The organism is Chryseobacterium sp. C3, from assembly GCF_014218905.1.
GTDB lineage: Bacteria > Bacteroidota > Bacteroidia > Flavobacteriales > Weeksellaceae > Chryseobacterium > Chryseobacterium mucoviscidosis.
The window spans coordinates 757313-773471 of the sequence record NZ_JACLCU010000001.1 but is presented as its reverse complement, the minus strand read 5'-3'; the positions used below and the strand labels follow the sequence as shown (position 1 = coordinate 773471).

Here is a 16159-nt window from a genome sequence, read left to right as displayed (position 1 = left end):
CTATAATTAAAAGAAGATAGAGTTATGAAAAAGTTAATTGTAATCGCCACTTTAGCATTGGCTCCTGTATTTTCGGCACAGGAAATGGTAACGAAGCCCGTTCAGTCTTATCAGACGGCTCAATATCAGGCTAAAAAGAAAGCTTTTGTGGATAATCTTTTGTCGAAAATGACTTTAGATGAAAAAATCGGACAGCTTAATTTACCAAGTTCAGGCGATTTTACAACCGGTTTGGCTAAAAGTTCAGACATCGGAAAAAAAATCGAACAGGGTTTAGTAGGAGGGCTTTTCAATATAAAAGGAGCAGATAAAATCAGAGCCGTTCAGAAAGTGGCAGTGGAAAACAGCAGGCTTAAAATTCCATTGATTTTCGGAATGGACGTCATCCACGGTTACGAAACCACTTTCCCGATTCCATTGGGATTAGCCGCTTCATGGGATATGAATTTGGTGCAGCAGTCTGCAAGAATAGCCGCTAAAGAAGCAGCTTCCGACGGAATCAACTGGACATTCTCGCCAATGGTGGATATTTCCCGCGAGCCAAGATGGGGGAGAGTTTCCGAAGGTTCCGGTGAAGACCCATACTTAGGAAGCGAAATTGCAAAAAATATGGTCTATGGTTATCAGGGAAAAGACCTTGCCAATGGAACCAATATTCTGGCTTGCGTTAAACATTTCGCACTGTACGGTGCAGGTGAAGCAGGAAGAGACTATAACACAGTGGATATGAGCCACGTAAGAATGTTCAACGAATATTTTCCGCCCTACAAAGCAGCAGTAGATGCAGGAGTAGCTTCTGTAATGGCCTCTTTCAACGAAGTAGACGGAGTTCCGGCAACAGGAAACAGATGGCTGCAAACCGAAGTTTTAAGAAACAAATGGAACTTCAAAGGTTTCGTAGTGACCGATTATACCGGAATCAATGAAATGGTAGATCACGGGATGGGAAATCTTCAGGAAGTTTCTGCATTGGCTTTAAAAGCGGGTGTTGACATGGATATGGTAGGTGAAGGATTTTTAACGACGTTAAAAAAATCTTTAGCAGAAGGAAAAATAACTCAGGCTGAAATCGATATGGCAGCAAAGAGAATTCTTGAAGCGAAATACGATTTAGGACTATTTTCAGATCCTTATAAATTCGGAGATGCAAAACTGGCAGCAAAAGAGGTGTACAATATGGAAAACCGAAACATCGCAAGAAATGCAGCAGCACAGTCTATGGTTTTGATGAAAAATGACAATCAGGTACTGCCTTTGAAAAAATCAGGAACCGTTGCCGTAATCGGACCATTGGTAAACAATTCTCTGAATATGGCAGGAACATGGAGCGTTGCAGCAAAACATGAGAAAGCTGTTAATCTGATGCAGGGATTACAGGAAAACTTCGGCAAAGAAGTGAAATTCCTTTCTGCAAAAGGAGCAAATATTGATTATGATGCAAAACTGGAAGATATCTACGCAGCGCACGGTAAAAAAACCGACAGAGACAACCGTTCAAAAGAAGCTTTATTAAAAGAAGCGGTAGATGTTGCCAATAAATCCGATGTTATTGTTCTGGCAATCGGAGAATCTGCTGAAATGAGCGGAGAATCGTCTTCAAGAACAGAAATTACCATTCCTCAGTCTCAGGTAGATCTTTTAAATGAACTAAAAAAGACAGGAAAGCCAATTGCAGTAGTTCTTTTCACAGGTCGTCCTTTAGCTTTAACAAACATTAAAGATACTCCGGATGCAATTCTTAATGTCTGGTTTGCAGGTTCCGAAGCAGGAAATGCAATCTCTGATGTGCTGTTCGGAAAAGTAAATCCTTCAGGAAAACTACCGATGACTTTCCCAAGAAGTTTAGGGCAGGTTCCAATCTATTACAATGCTAAAAATACAGGACGCCCGTTAGATCAGAAATTGGTTGATAAATGCGAGTACCAGAGATTCCGTTCCAATTATATGGATGAGTGTAACACGCCGTTGTATCCTTTCGGTTATGGATTAAGCTACACAAAATTCGATTATTCTGATGTTACAGTTTCCAATGCAAATCCAAAAGGAAATCAGACCATTCAGGCATCCGTTACCGTAACGAATACCGGAAATTATGATGGAGCAGAGGTCGTTCAGCTTTACATCAGAGATATGGTAGGAAGCATTACAAGACCCGTAAAAGAACTGAAGGGCTTCCAGAAAGTAATGTTGAAAAAAGGGGAATCTAAAAAAGTTACCTTTGATATTACTCCGGAAAACCTGAAATTCTACAACGGAGATCTGAAATACGACTGGGAACCGGGTGAATTTGATATCATGATCGGAACCAACTCATCCGATGTGAAACACTCCAAAATCAACTGGACAAAATAATTTTATAAGCCGCTCACAATGAGTGGCTTTTTTTGTATTTTTGAATAAACAATAACTCATCAATGCTTTGGCATAATTTTTTAGATAATTGAAAACTTAAAATTTTTTAAAATGAGAAAAACAATTTTATTCAGTACAATGTTCCTTGGTTCATTAGTCTTTGCGCAGCAAACGCATGTTGTAGGCGGGGACAAAGATGTTCATGGCTGCAAAGCTTCCGCAGGTTACACTTATTCTCAGATCAAAAATGATTGCGTAAGAGTTTTTGAACAGAAAATCAAATTAAAGGAAGTAAGTTCAGATAAAAGCTATACCACATCAACAGCGGTTATTTTCAGTAAAAACATGAAGAAAGCCGAAATATTTATTCCGGACGGAAGCGCAAACAGCATTATCTTGGACAGACAGGGAAAAAGCAAGGTTTGGAAAAGCGGAAAGCACATCAAAGACAGCTACATTTTAGTTCCTTATAAAAAAACAGGTTATCAGATTAAAAAAAATGATGTGGTGATTTATCAATAAATAAAAACAGGAAATTTTAGTTTCCTGTTTTTTAGTTTTTAAATACAAAGATTAGCATTATACGGTCTGCAAGGTCCATTTTCTTTATATTGACAACTGCCTGCAGGACAACTTTCACCAGGCGGAGGTACCCATCCTCCTGCAATATTTTTCAGAGCTGACTTTGATAATTTTTTTAAATTTTTCATAATTAATTTGATTTAATATTTCTTTTGTAGAAGCTAAAATAAAAAATAAATCTGATAATAATTCATTTAATGTTGAAAAATATTTTCTACAGCTTTTCTATGAAAGTTTTCCTCCGTTATTGCTTTCTGGTTTCATTCAGACGCAGATAAGCATTTCTAAGAAAAAACCATTTTTATCTCTCATTGAAAAACCGTATTTTTGCATATCTAAAAAAAGTAAAAGAAAAGAATGAATTCCTACAAAAATCCTTTGGAAGAACGCTATTCAAGCGAAGAAATGTTGTTTAACTTTTCTCATAACAATAAATTCCAGAACTGGAGAAAGCTTTGGATTGCCCTTGCTGAAATCGAAAAAGATCTTGGTCTTGACATTACAGACGAGCAAATCGCCGAATTGAAAGCCAATGCTGAAAATATCGATTACGAAAAGGCTGCCGAATACGAGAAAAAATTCAGACATGATGTAATGGCTCACGTTCATACATATGGTGATGTGGCACCTTCAGCAAAAGGAATTATTCATTTGGGAGCAACTTCAGCATTTGTAGGGGATAATACAGATTTAATCCAGATTCGCGACGGACTTTTAATCTTAAAGAAAAAGTTGGTTAACGTTATTAAAAACTTAGCGGATTTTGCAATTCAATATAAAGATTTACCAACCTTAGGATTTACACATTTCCAACCGGCGCAATTAACAACGGTAGGAAAAAGAGCAACCCTTTGGCTTCAGAGCTTAGTCCTTGACATCGAAGAGCTTGATTTCTTTTTAGAAACATTACGTTTCAGAGGAGTAAAAGGAACAACGGGAACAGCAGCAAGCTTCTTAGAGCTTTTCAACGGAGATTATTCTAAAGTGAAGCATTTAGATAAAGAATTGTCAAAAAGATTCGGTTTTGAGAAAGTTTTTGGCGTTTCCGGACAGACTTACGACAGAAAAATAGATGCTAAAGTAGTCGCTTTATTAGGAAATATTGCTCAATCGGCTCATAAATTCACTAACGATTTACGTTTGCTTCAAAATCTGAAAGAAATTGAAGAACCATTCGAGAAAAACCAGATCGGTTCATCTGCAATGGCTTACAAACGTAATCCAATGAGAAGCGAAAGAATCGGGGCATTGGCAAAATATGTGATGTCTTTGACAACGAGTTCTGCGATGGTCGCCTCTACACAATGGTTTGAAAGAACATTGGACGATTCTGCCAACAAAAGATTAACTATTCCTCAGGCTTTTTTAGCAGTTGATGCGATTCTGTTAATTTGGAACAACATCATGAACGGAATTGTGGTGTATCCAAACAGAATCAACAAACATATTATGGAAGAACTTCCTTTCATGGCGACGGAATACATCATCATGGAAGAAGTGAAAGCTGGAGGCGACCGTCAGGAAATCCACGAAGTGATAAGAGTTCATTCTATGGAAGCTTCCAAGCAGGTAAAAGTGGAAGGTAAAGAAAACGACCTTATCGAAAGAATCCTGAACGACGATTCATTAAAACTGGATAAATCAAAATTAAAAGAAGTTCTCGATCCTAAAAACTTTATCGGTTTTGCACCCATTCAGACGGAAGAATTCATTGCCAATGAAGTTCAGCCGATTATTGATGCAAATAAAGATTTGATAGGGTTAGAAGCTGATCTTAAAGTATAAATCAATATGCAGTCTTTTTGGGCTGCATATTTTATTAATAATTGTATGAAGATTAGTATCTTTTTTGTTTTGCTCTTATTACCTGTAATGATATTTTCGCAGGAATTAAAACTGAATAAAAAAATTAAATCAAATACAGATTTTGAACATCCTATTTCCGGAATTTCTGCGCCAATGAATTTGGGTAATTTTTCAAGAATAGCTTTATTTGCAAACTCTAAAAATGATAGTGTCTTTTCTGCAGAATATAAAAATGAAAATAATGATGTTCTTTTTCAGTTCAAAATAGTTTTAGGAGGTTTAGATGAAGAGAGGCTTTTTAATTATTATTTCGAAAATCTTAAAAGCAGAAGATACAGTCCTAAAGAGGCTATCAATAAAACAATAAGTTTTAATGACGGCAATTTTAAACTCAATGGAATTAGCACTTATTTTTCGCATCTTGACAGATTAATAAATGTAAGAGTTTATGATGCAGGATTTTGGATCTTTGTTTCAGAAACAAGTCAGAAAGGAAATGATACTTTGGCTCTAGATAACAGACAGGATGAGTTTTTGAAAAAAATAATGCCATCAAAAATTGTTAAAAAAAATCCTTTGACGAGATATTCAAATATTTATTACGCAAGAGCCTGTTTTCGTGATTCTCTAATGCTTAGAAGTGCTATGAGTAGTGCAACTAATAAGATGAGGTGGATCTATGAAAATATCAATAAATATGAAAGAGCATCAGGAATTCCGGGTATACTTTTAAACTATCAGATTGCTGGTATTAATGGTTTTATTGATTATAAAACGGAAAAAAATCCGAAACCAAGCAAAGGAGGTTACGAAACAAATAATCTAATTGGCTTCTTTATAAAACTAAGAGAATCCGGCTTTATAGATGAATTTTTGATGGAGAGTTACTATTATTTATTAGTTCCTCCTGAAAATCATCAATTTGATTACAAAGGCTACCAAAAGTGGAAACAGGAAAATTCAATCGAATATAATACTTCTCAAAAGTATTATCTTATTGTAAATTCCCGCAAGAAAACTGATCTTAACAAAGATGAGTAAATTAACTAATAAGTCTAATAATATTTAAATATCTGACATCTAATGTCTCAAAACAAAAGAATTTTCGTAGAAAAAAGAGGAATTTTCGATGTAGAAAGTCCAAAAATTTTTGATGAAGTAAAAGCGGTTATTCCGTCCATCCAAAAAGTAAAAGTATACAACGTGTACGATATTTTCGGATTAAATGACGGTGAATTCGAAAAGGTAGTTAACAGTACTTTCGTAGATCCGGTTACGGATATTTTAATCGAAGAAAATCCTGCACAGGGAATTTATTTCGCATTGGAATTTTTACCGGGGCAATACGATCAGCGTGCAGATTCTGCCCAACAATGTATTGCTTTGCTGACTGGAAATGAAAAATCTAAAGTAAGAAGCGGAAAGCTGATCGAATTCGAAGGTATTTCCGAATCTGATTTGGTGAAAATCAAAGACCTTTTGATTAATAAAGTGGAATCTCAGGAAAAAGATTTATCAACTTTAAACATTCCTGCGGAGGACGCCCCTTCAAAAGTAATTGTTCATGAAGGTTTTATCAATTTTGATAATGCACAGCTTGAGGAATTCTTTAATAATCACGGTTTTGCTTTAGGTTTGGATGATTTGAAATTCATTCAGGAATATTTTAAATCGGAACAGAGAAATCCTACGGAAACGGAACTTAAAGTTTTAGACACCTATTGGAGCGACCACTGTCGTCACACAACATTTGAAACAGAATTGTCAAATATCGAATTCGAAGGACAGTTTAAACATACATTGGAAACCATTTTCAATGATTACATCGAGAAAAGAAAATTCTTAGGACGCGAATTGAAACCTATTTCCTTAATGGATCTGGCAACTGTTTGCGGAAGATATTTCCATAAAACAGGCAATTTGGAAAATCTTGTGGTTTCTGACGAGATCAACGCATGTACAATCCAGATCGAAGCTGAATACGATGGTAAAAAAGAACCGTGGTATTTATTATTCAAAAACGAAACCCACAATCACCCGACAGAAATCGAACCTTTTGGTGGTGCTTCAACGTGTTTAGGAGGAGCCATCAGAGATCCTTTGTCTGGGCGTTCTTTTGTTTTCCAAGCGATGAGATTAACGGGTGCAGCGGATGTTCTGGAACCGGTTGATAAAACATTACCGGGAAAATTGCCTCAAAAAACAATCACGAAACAGGCGGCAAACGGATATTCCTCTTACGGGAACCAAATCGGTTTGGCGACAACAATGGTTTCTGAAATTTATGACGAAGGTTATAAAGCCAAAAGAATGGAAGTTGGTTTCGTTGCCGGAGCCGTTCCTGTAGATTGGGTAAGACGTGAAAAACCTGAAGCTGGTGATTCAATCATTATTTTAGGTGGAGCAACAGGTCGTGACGGTGTAGGTGGAGCAAGCGGAAGTTCGAAAGAACAGGACGAAACTTCAATTCACACGATGAGTTCTGAAGTTCAGAAAGGAAATGCTGTTGAAGAACGTAAAATTCAGAGATTGTTCAGAAATCCTGAAGTAACGAGACTGATTAAAAAATCCAATGATTTTGGAGCGGGAGGTGTTTCCGTGGCAATTGGCGAAATCGCAGATTCTTTAGAAGTTAATTTAGATGTATTACCTTTAAAATATGAAGGGTTAAATGGAACAGAGCTTGCTATTTCCGAATCTCAGGAAAGAATGGCGGTTGTAGTAGAACCAAAAGATAAAGAACAGTTCATCAAATTCTGTGAGGCTGAAAACATTGTTGCTGTTGAGGTGGCAAAAGTAACAGACTCAGGAAGAATGCAGATGTTCTGGAAAGGCTATAAAATTGTTGACCTTTCAAGAGCGTTTCTAGATACGAACGGCTGTTCAAAAAGTCAGGAAGTTAAAATTACCCATCTGAATGAAGTAAAAGAAGAAACACCTGCATTTAATGAAGAGAATTTCCTAAAGATTTTAAGCGATAAAAATGTTGCTTCTCAGAAAGGATTGCTGGAAATGTTCGATTCATCGATTGGTGCGACTACGGTTGCAATGCCTTTGGGTGGAAAATATCAGCAGACTTTAATGGAAGGAAGTGTTCAGACATTGCCGATCATCGGAGCAAAAGATATTGAAACCGTTTCTTTGGCGAGTTGGGGATTCGATGCTGAAATTTCAAAGCAAAACTCACTTTTAGGAGCTTCTTACGCTGTTGTAGAAAGTGTGGCGAAAATCGTTGCAATGGGGGGAGACTATAAAAACATCAGATTCAGTTTTCAGGAATATTTTGAAAAATTAGGTCAGAATCCTGAAAAATGGGGAAAACCTTTGGCTTCACTTTTGGGAGCTTATGATGCGCAAATTAATTTCGGTTTAGCAGCTATCGGAGGAAAAGATTCAATGAGCGGAACGTATCAGGATCTGAATGTGCCGCCAACGTTGATTTCTTTTGCTTGTGCTAATGGCGAAAAGAAGAACATCATCTCTCCGGAATTTAAACAGGCAGGAAATAAACTGTATTTCTTCAATCATATCGCTCAGGAAAACGGACTTCCGAATTACGATGCTTTAAAAAATATTTATGAATTTATTTTCGAAAATATCAAAGCCGGAAAAATCGTTTCTGTAAAAACAGTAAAAGAAGGCGGAGTAGCAGTTGCTTTAGCAAAAATGAGCTTTGGAAACAGATTAGGCGCAGACATTACAGTAGATGATGCTTCGGCATTGCTCAGTAAGCGAGTTGGTAGCTTAATTATAGAATCGAAAGAAGAATTAAGTTCTGTAAATCTTCAATTGATAGGTCAAGTTGTTGCGAATGAAGTTTTAACCATCAACAATCTTGAAACTTCCATCCTCCAGCTTCTCGCTTCCAACAGCAACACCTTCGAAAACCTTTTCCCAACAGTTGAAAAAGAAAAAATAACGGTTGAAATTGATGAAAAATTAAATTCAGTCAACCCAAGAAATATCATCATTAAGAAACACGGAATTGCTCAGCCAAAAGTATTTGCACCAGTTTTCCCGGGAACAAACTGCGAATATGATACACTGAATGCTTTCGCAAAAGAAGGCGCTGTAATCAGCAGTTTACCATTAATCAATATCAATCACCAATTATTGGATGAAAGTATTGATGCTTGGGTTGAAGAGATCAAAACTTCTCAGATTCTGGCTTTTTCAGGAGGGTTCTCAGCGGGTGACGAACCGGATGGTTCTGCAAAATTCATCGTTAACGTTTTGAAAAACGAGAAGATGAGAAATGCCGTTCACGAATTGCTCGACAGAGACGGAATGATCATCGGGATCTGTAACGGTTTCCAGGCGTTGGTTAAATCCGGATTATTGCCTTACGGAAGAATCAAAGATTTGGATGAAAATTCACCGACGTTGGCTCACAACGCAATCAGAAGACATATTTCCCAAATGGTAAACTTAAAAGTCGTAAATGACGAATCGCCTTGGTTAAAAAGAATGAAAGATCAGGTTTTCACCATCCCTATTTCTCACGGTGAAGGTCGTTTCATGGCTTCGGAAGCGGAAATTAAGAAGCTATATGAAAACGGACAGATTGCCACTCAATATTTAGACTTAGAAGGAAATATCGCTCACGGAATGCCTTTCAATCCTAATAATTCTTTATTCGGAATTGAAGGAATCACCAGTCCTTGCGGAAAAATTTTCGGAAGAATGGGACATCCGGAACGTTTTGCTGAAGGTCTGTTTAAAAATATTCCAACCGCAAATTATCACAACATCTTTAAAAATGGAGTGGAGTACTTCAAGTAAAAGATCATCAATAAATATAAAAATGCCTTCGTTACATAACGGAGGCATTTTTCTTTTTACAGTAATTTTTCCTGATTTACGGAAAACCGTAAAGAAAATGCTGAAAACCGTAATAAATTGCCGCTGTAAATAAAGATTTAAACAAAAATTTTAACTATGAAAACAAAAATTACTGCAACCGATTTATTTCTCGGTATTTTAGCTGTAATGCTTATCGGTGTTAGTTTTTACCAGACCTGGCTCGGTTTACAGCAGATTTTTGGAGGGAGCTCCTTTGTTATTGCTTTGGTGCTTTCTCTTATCCTGCTTTTTTTACTTTGGCAGATAAGAAGGGCAAAAACCAGCGGACAGTCTCCGTCTTCACTAAGCTGGATCTATTTTTTCTTTGCTTCATTTTGTTTCGTTGCCAATTTCAATGCATTGTATACAAGGTTTATGAGGACCGATATTTATACAACAGAACTGCGTAATGTTAACGAAAAATTCAGCGCGCTGGAAACAGATGTAGAATCTAAGCTGAATTACTCCGTCCCCGATGCTAAGACAAGACAGGCGATCCGAAGTGAATTAAATCTTCTGAAAATTCAGATCAGTGATCCTAAAAATGTCGGGATCGGACCGGAAGCAAGACAAATTATTGCAAGAATTGAAAAAATGATTGGCAAAAAAGTAACACCTCTTACACCTGTAAGTGAAACTCCTGACGGATATGCAGATCTTGCCGACAGAATGGAAGAACAGATCGTACAGATGGTTTATAACCTTACTCCGGAAGAAAAAAATCTGATGAGTGATATTAATAATGCTTCCGTACGATGGAATAAAGAAATTCAGAATCTTTTACAGATGAATCCTGATGTAATAAACCTAATGGCTCAAGGGCAGATTGATAAATCTTTAACAGAGTATAACAGACTCGGATCAAAAGCAGAATCTATTTTGGGAAAAGATAAACTGAAATTTGAGCCTACCCATTCTGAAACGCAGGAAGTAGGAAAAATAGGATATGCTTTCAGCCATGCAATCAAGAATTTCGGGATGTTTCAGTTGGTTGTTTTAGCAGGATGTATATTACTGGATTTCGGTATTATGTTTATCATTCTTTTAATGCCAACAGAAACTAACAGAAATACAGGAAACAGCAGCGAAAGTATCTTTACCAGCAAACGCAGCGGAAAAACAATAATCTAATACAAAGTATAAAATATGGAATGGGAAAATGAACCTTTGAAACCATTGTCTTTTGATAAAGATCAGGAAGTTCTTAAACCTTTGAATTTTGATGAAGAAGACGCGCTGAAGCCTTTGTCTTTAGATCATAACAAAGAAGCTGTGAACGATCGTTTTGTTCCTATTGCAAAAGGCAATGTCTCGGAAATTAAAAATAAAGACAGCAATTTCGTGTTTTTTTTCGGAACTGCTTCTTCCGGGAAATCTGTTATTTTGGCAACCATGCTTTATTATCTCAGATCGAAAGCAGGGGTTATAAGACCTAAAATAGGGACGCCAAATACCGCTGAAGCAGAAAGCCTTCTGTATGATTTTTTTGAAAACATCAGTAAAGGAATTTTACCTGCAGGAACAGTAAAAGATCAGGTAACGAGACTGGATCTTGTTTTCGAACCTAACAATAAATCTAAGAAAATAAATCCCATTAACCTTACTTTTTTAGAAACTTCAGGAGAAAATCATAACGAGATAAAAAGGGGAGGAAGCTATCACAGCAGCATAGAAACCTATCTTTCTGCCAATCTTCCTCTTACATTTATAATTGTTACAAGCTATGAAAGCGCACATAAAGATGATATTTTAATCAACACTTTTTTAAATAAGCTTGAAAAGTATGAGAAAAAATTAAAATCCGTCAATATTATTCTGGTCATCTCAAAATGGGATAAATCCGGAAGAGCCAATGTGGAAGCCTCGGCGGAGCTAGATGATTTTATTCAGGAAAGGCTTCCGATGACTTCTACTGCAATGGATACCTATGGTCTGGCAAAAACATTCTACACCGTGGGAGAGCTTAATGAAGAAACCAATCAGATCACCATTCTGAATTTAGACAGAGCGCAGAAATTATCAGAGTGGCTGTATGAAAGTATTGTGGGTTATCCGCTGTCTTATGAAGGAACTTTTTGGGAACGTATAAAATTTAGTCTTACAAATTAATGAGCAGTGTTAATTTAATTGCATTCGGAACTTTTGGAAATCCCAATGGCTTTACCCAGACTTTTTTTGCAGGAACACCCGTAGAAATAAAGACTTTAGACATAAGAGGAGCTGTACTTATTTATCCGAACAGTAAACTGTATTCTCTACGGAAAGAATATAAAGATGGTTTTTATATAATAACCTACACCATTTATACTTATGCCAAAGAACCTACTTCGGCGCGGGAAGGGTCTTTTATAGGCTCCAGTATTATGTTTACAGACGAAATTGCAGAAGAAAATATTACCGTCCGCTGTCTTAACGAATTCCACTCCAATCTTATCAGCAGAAACGTTCAGAACGATACACTTACGGTAAATCACTCAGAAAATTTCTCAATTGGTAAACCTGCAGATTTTGATAAAATAAATTTTAATCTGAAAAAAATAGATATCTTCGATTCCATACAGAGTACAAACCGTCAACTGATGGTATATTGTGAAACCAATCCTTCCGCATTACAGATCATTCTGAAAAAAGCAGTTGATCTGCTGAATGTATATGATACAATTTACTTCACAGAAAGCTCGGACATTGCAAAATTTGTTCATCAGAAAAATATTTTTCAGTTTGTTCAGAAAGATGGGTTTGAAAATGAAATCAAAAAACTGAACGACGAAAGAAAACGTAAAATACAGGAAACCGTTACGGAATTTGAAAATGAAAAAATAAAATGGGAAAATTCCAGAAAACAGAGTGGTGAAGATTTTAAATCTAAAATTGAAAGAAACAAAGAACTGCATCTTGCTAACGGCAGAAAGATAGAAGAATCTGAGAAAAATTTAGAGAAATTAAACGAAGTTTATTATGCATTCTCTCAGAAAATTGATGAATTTCTGAACCAATTGAAAACGGCCGACAGTCTTATGTTGAATAATATAACGCAGTCTTACAAGGCAGATAAAAATACTTTTTTAGAAAACATCAGAAACTTAGGAATACCGGAACTGGATTCTGTTTCGCAGCCAAGATCAGTTCGGGAACGTGAAATTCCCGTATATTCATCTTCTTATTACAGCAACTCTGGCAGAAAAGAAGCGGAAACAGAGCAGTCTAATATTTTTAAAACAGCAACAGTCATTCTTTCTGTTTTTTTACTCTCTGCAGTTTCAGGTTTAGCATGGTTTCAGTTTTTTAAAGAGCCTAAAAAACAGATTGTTTATAAAGAACCGGAGCCAGAAGTAACAACAGAGGCGGTCTCTGAGTTTACAGTCTCTGCATTGAATCCAAAACCTAACGCAGAAGCAGAATTTCTGATCCTCAATGAAATGAACAGAAAGCTGACGACGGACTTAAAAATTGATTCTGTTACAGGTTTTGTATTTAAGGCGAATCCGCAGAGCGTAGAAAAATATTATAAATATCAAAAGAAAGACTATTCCAAGCAGCTTTTTGAAAACAATAAGGAAAGTTTTAAAATTTCAGGGATCGATACAATATATACAGGCGATTTAAAATTCATACCCATCTTTAAATAATTAATTTTTTGTAATTTTAAAAAGGATAGCTTATTTAAAAAAGGAAGCAGAATTTTGATATTGAATACATGAGCAAACAAAATCATAAAAACAAAATGACTGTCATCAATGGCAGTCATTTTTCAAATCTGGAAGCATTCTACGAAGAAGTTTCATTACTTTTTTTGAAAGATGAGGATTGGAAAGTCGGAACTTTAGATGGTTTTGATGATATTTTGTATGGATACGAAGGTGAAATTATCTGGAAAAATGCCCGAAAATCAAAACAAGATTTAGGCTTTGATCTCACGAAACAATTTTACGAAAATAAAATCCGACAGGGAAAACCCTTCAACGTTACATTGATTCAGGAAAAACTGGATGATTTAATCAATGGAAACGGACAAACGCTATTTGAAATTTTACTAAAAATTATAGAATCGCATAAAAATATTACCCTAATTTTGGATTGATTTTTAATTGAACAATTAACATTTGCCTAAACTATGTACGGATTATTTTTTGGCGACAGCATCACTTATGGAGAATACGATGGCGTTTTTGGCGGCTGGGTCGACATTCTGAAAAGATATGCTCTGCAAAAATACAATGAAGGAAGCAAAGAACTGATTATTTTCAACCTTGGAATCGGCGGCGAAACAACCGAAGGTTTGGTAAAAAGAATTTCTTCCGAAATAGCAGCAAGAAATTCAGATGAAGGAAATATTATTTTTCTGGGATACGGAGCAAACGATCTGGCTGTAAAAGAAGATAATTACCTTGTAAATCCGGAAAAGTTCAGGGAAAATATATTAAAGGCGGTTCAGGAAGCAGAAAAATATTCACCAATAATTTACTTAATAAGCATTCTCCCGATTGCTGAAAAATTAGACGGAATTATCACTGCCTCCGGAAAATTAAGAACAAATGATGAGGTTTTGGTATACAATCAGATTCTAAAACAAATTGCCAAAGAAAACTCTCTGAATTACATAGATTTTCATTCTGCTTTTCTGCAGGATAAAGAAATCCTGCTTTCAGAAGACGGCATTCATCCCAACGAAAAAGGTTATGGAATCATGGCTGAAATTGCCATTCCGATTATAGAAAAATATTTATAAACAACCTTCAGAACTTCTGAAGAAATCCTGAAACATATTTCCAGTAGACCATTATTCCAACGATAACCGATAAAATAGCCATCAAAACTACGGCTCCGGCGGAAATATCTTTGATGAAACCAATTCTTTTATCAAAATCAGGCTGAACAAAATCGCAGATTTTCTCAATAGCAGTATTCAGAATTTCAGTCGCTAAAACGCCGAAGGAAACCATTAAAATTAAAATAGTATCTGTAGAAGAAAGATTCAGGTAAAAAATCAGAAACACATTAACAAGGAAAGCGGCAAATTCAAGCTGAAAATTTCTTTCATGCTTCATCATGAGAAAAACACCCCGGAAAGCATTTCTTAAACTCTTATGTAAAGGAGGTTTTCGCATATTGAAACTTTATTTGCAAATATAGTCAATTGCTAAAAGAAAATCCTTATCTTTAGTGCTTTAGGATGTTTTCGGGCATCAAAAAGCAGAGTAGGGAAGTTGTAAAATTATTTTGATAGATGTTAATAACTCTCAGAATTATTCTTTTCATTCTGTTTTCTATTTATTATATTTGTAAAAATTTATTTTTAAATCTATGAAATTTATTATTTCAAGTGGTGAACTACAGAAGGCTTTGCAAACTGTAAGTGGCGTAATATCAAGCTCTCAGTCGAGACCGATTTTAGAAAACTATCTTTTTGAATTAGACGGAACCCAGGTTACCATTACCGCATCTGACGGCGAAACGACTCTTGTAACTTCTCTTGAGGCAAAGTCTGATGATACGGGTAAATTTGCCGTTCCTGCAAAGATTTTTCAGGACTTCATCAAGACTTATGGAGAACAGCCTCTTACGTTGGTTGTGAAGGACAATGCGGAAGGAACAGGAAGTCAGCTTGAGATTTTAGATGAAAAAGATAACTTCGCCGTAGCATTGGATAACGCAGACGATTATCCGGAATTGCCGGAATTTGATGCCGCACAAAGTGTTACCATGCCCGCAGGAGTTTTATCTGAAGCCCTTACCAATACACTTTTCGCAACAAGTAACGATTCTCTTCGCCCGGTAATGACGGGAGTACTGTTCCAGTTTGGAGAAAATGAAACCAACTTCGTTTCTACAGATTCTCACAGACTGGTAGTATACAAAAGAAAAGATCTGATGAATGCCGAACCGATGGAATTCATCATGCCTAAAAAGCCTTTAAACATTTTCAAAAATATTTTAGCAAGTTCCAATGAAGACGTAACGATCGAATTCAACGAGAATATGGCAAAATTTACTTTTGGAAAGCACGTTTGGATCTGTAGATTAATCGACGGGAAATATCCGAATTATACAGCGGTAATTCCAAAAGAAAACCCGAATGTATTAACCATCAACAGAAATCTTTTATTAGGAGCGATTAAAAGAGCTTCCATAATGTCTAATAAATCCACCAATCAGGTAAGATTTAAGCTTTCTGCAAACATTCTTCACCTTCACGCAGAAGATACGGAGTATGCAAACAAAGCAGATATGCAGATTCCTTGCGATTACAACGGAGAAGATATCAACATCGGTTTCAGCTCTAAATTCTTAACGGAAATGTTAACGATTCTTGGTTCAGACGATATCACCATGAAAATGTCTCAGCCAAACAGACCGGGAATTATCGAACCTCTTGATGGTCTTGAAGAAAACGAAAGTATTTTAATGTTATCAATGCCGGTAATCGGATTGTAATTTTAACGTAAATAAAATAGGATAAGAGGTTTTGATTTTTTCAGAACCTCTTATTTTTTAGGAGCTGTTTCCCGCTTTCCGCACTCGCTATTTACTTAGGATTTGGCTGCGGCAGCTTCGCTGCCGCAGCCAAATCCTAAGT

General features: G+C 36.2%; 13 protein-coding genes. 11 read left to right on the top strand and 2 right to left on the bottom strand.

Annotation, left to right across the window (positions count from 1 at the left end; all coding sequences use genetic code 11):
- Nucleotides 1-24 precede the first annotated feature (24 nt).
- Together bglX and H6W53_RS03465 are read left to right on the top strand one after the other, a co-directional pair.
- Nucleotides 25-2352 (top strand): beta-glucosidase BglX, encoded by a 2328-nt coding sequence (bglX, locus tag H6W53_RS03470; RefSeq protein ID WP_185204885.1) that lies wholly within the window; start codon nucleotides 25-27, stop codon nucleotides 2350-2352.
- 111 nt (nucleotides 2353-2463) lie between these two features.
- Nucleotides 2464-2874, top strand: coding sequence for a hypothetical protein (locus H6W53_RS03465; protein ID WP_185204884.1), 411 nt, complete (start codon nucleotides 2464-2466; stop codon nucleotides 2872-2874).
- A 38-nt stretch (nucleotides 2875-2912) separates the two neighbouring features.
- Here H6W53_RS03465 and H6W53_RS21695 read toward each other — a convergent pair whose 3' ends face one another.
- Nucleotides 2913-3062 (bottom strand): bacteriocin-like protein, encoded by a 150-nt coding sequence (locus H6W53_RS21695; RefSeq protein WP_273077771.1) that lies wholly within the window; start codon nucleotides 3060-3062, stop codon nucleotides 2913-2915.
- Nucleotides 3063-3291: 229 nt separating this feature from the next.
- On the opposite strand from H6W53_RS21695, the gene purB reads away from it, so the two are divergent.
- The 8 genes from purB (at nucleotide 3292) to H6W53_RS03425 (ending at nucleotide 14311) form a co-directional block, all read left to right on the top strand.
- Nucleotides 3292-4719: an adenylosuccinate lyase gene (purB, locus tag H6W53_RS03460; RefSeq protein WP_185204883.1), complete on the top strand. Its 1428-nt coding sequence runs from the start codon at nucleotides 3292-3294 to the stop codon at nucleotides 4717-4719.
- 45 nt (nucleotides 4720-4764) lie between these two features.
- Nucleotides 4765-5781, top strand: coding sequence for a hypothetical protein (locus H6W53_RS03455; RefSeq protein ID WP_185204882.1), 1017 nt, complete (start codon nucleotides 4765-4767; stop codon nucleotides 5779-5781).
- A gap of 42 nt (nucleotides 5782-5823) precedes the next feature.
- Nucleotides 5824-9522: a phosphoribosylformylglycinamidine synthase gene (locus H6W53_RS03450; protein WP_185204881.1), complete on the top strand. Its 3699-nt coding sequence runs from the start codon at nucleotides 5824-5826 to the stop codon at nucleotides 9520-9522.
- Nucleotides 9523-9678: 156 nt separating this feature from the next.
- On the top strand, nucleotides 9679-10713 hold the full coding sequence (locus H6W53_RS03445; protein WP_087706294.1) for a hypothetical protein: 1035 nt from the start codon (nucleotides 9679-9681) through the stop codon (nucleotides 10711-10713).
- Between the two features lie 15 nt (nucleotides 10714-10728).
- Nucleotides 10729-11691 carry a hypothetical protein gene (locus H6W53_RS03440; protein WP_185204880.1) on the top strand — a complete coding sequence of 321 codons (963 nt, stop codon included), beginning with the start codon at nucleotides 10729-10731 and terminating at the stop codon, nucleotides 11689-11691.
- Complete coding sequence (locus H6W53_RS03435; RefSeq protein ID WP_185204879.1) at nucleotides 11691-13211, top strand: hypothetical protein; 1521 nt, start codon at nucleotides 11691-11693, stop codon at nucleotides 13209-13211. The genes H6W53_RS03440 and H6W53_RS03435 overlap by 1 nt, the downstream gene beginning before the upstream one ends.
- A gap of 68 nt (nucleotides 13212-13279) precedes the next feature.
- A complete protein-coding gene (locus H6W53_RS03430; protein ID WP_185204878.1) occupies nucleotides 13280-13663 on the top strand; it encodes a ribonuclease inhibitor in 384 nt (127 codons plus the stop codon).
- A 33-nt stretch (nucleotides 13664-13696) separates the two neighbouring features.
- A complete protein-coding gene (locus H6W53_RS03425) occupies nucleotides 13697-14311 on the top strand; it encodes an SGNH/GDSL hydrolase family protein (RefSeq protein ID WP_185204877.1) in 615 nt (204 codons plus the stop codon).
- Nucleotides 14312-14318: 7 nt separating this feature from the next.
- On the opposite strand, the gene H6W53_RS03420 is transcribed toward H6W53_RS03425, so the two are convergent.
- Nucleotides 14319-14690: a diacylglycerol kinase family protein gene (locus tag H6W53_RS03420; RefSeq protein ID WP_185204876.1), complete on the bottom strand. Its 372-nt coding sequence runs from the start codon at nucleotides 14688-14690 to the stop codon at nucleotides 14319-14321.
- A gap of 196 nt (nucleotides 14691-14886) precedes the next feature.
- Between H6W53_RS03420 and dnaN the strand changes: the two genes are divergently transcribed.
- Complete coding sequence (dnaN, locus tag H6W53_RS03415) at nucleotides 14887-16017, top strand: DNA polymerase III subunit beta (RefSeq protein ID WP_076394496.1); 1131 nt, start codon at nucleotides 14887-14889, stop codon at nucleotides 16015-16017.
- Nucleotides 16018-16159 lie beyond the last annotated feature (142 nt).

Excerpts from the sequence above, each read along its gene's own strand:
- bglX (WP_185204885.1), top strand. The coding sequence starts at position 25 with ATGAAAAAGTTAATTGTAATCGCCACTTTAGCATTGGCTCCTGTATTT.
- H6W53_RS03465 (WP_185204884.1), top strand. The coding sequence starts at position 2,464 with ATGAGAAAAACAATTTTATTCAGTACAATGTTCCTTGGTTCATTAGTC.
- H6W53_RS21695 (WP_273077771.1), bottom strand. The coding sequence starts at position 3,062 with ATGAAAAATTTAAAAAAATTATCAAAGTCAGCTCTGAAAAATATTGCA.
- purB (WP_185204883.1), top strand. The coding sequence starts at position 3,292 with ATGAATTCCTACAAAAATCCTTTGGAAGAACGCTATTCAAGCGAAGAA.
- H6W53_RS03455 (WP_185204882.1), top strand. The coding sequence starts at position 4,765 with ATGAAGATTAGTATCTTTTTTGTTTTGCTCTTATTACCTGTAATGATA.
- H6W53_RS03450 (WP_185204881.1), top strand. The coding sequence starts at position 5,824 with ATGTCTCAAAACAAAAGAATTTTCGTAGAAAAAAGAGGAATTTTCGAT.
- H6W53_RS03445 (WP_087706294.1), top strand. The coding sequence starts at position 9,679 with ATGAAAACAAAAATTACTGCAACCGATTTATTTCTCGGTATTTTAGCT.
- H6W53_RS03440 (WP_185204880.1), top strand. The coding sequence starts at position 10,729 with ATGGAATGGGAAAATGAACCTTTGAAACCATTGTCTTTTGATAAAGAT.
- H6W53_RS03435 (WP_185204879.1), top strand. The coding sequence starts at position 11,691 with ATGAGCAGTGTTAATTTAATTGCATTCGGAACTTTTGGAAATCCCAAT.
- H6W53_RS03430 (WP_185204878.1), top strand. The coding sequence starts at position 13,280 with ATGAGCAAACAAAATCATAAAAACAAAATGACTGTCATCAATGGCAGT.
- H6W53_RS03425 (WP_185204877.1), top strand. The coding sequence starts at position 13,697 with ATGTACGGATTATTTTTTGGCGACAGCATCACTTATGGAGAATACGAT.
- H6W53_RS03420 (WP_185204876.1), bottom strand. The coding sequence starts at position 14,690 with ATGCGAAAACCTCCTTTACATAAGAGTTTAAGAAATGCTTTCCGGGGT.
- dnaN (WP_076394496.1), top strand. The coding sequence starts at position 14,887 with ATGAAATTTATTATTTCAAGTGGTGAACTACAGAAGGCTTTGCAAACT.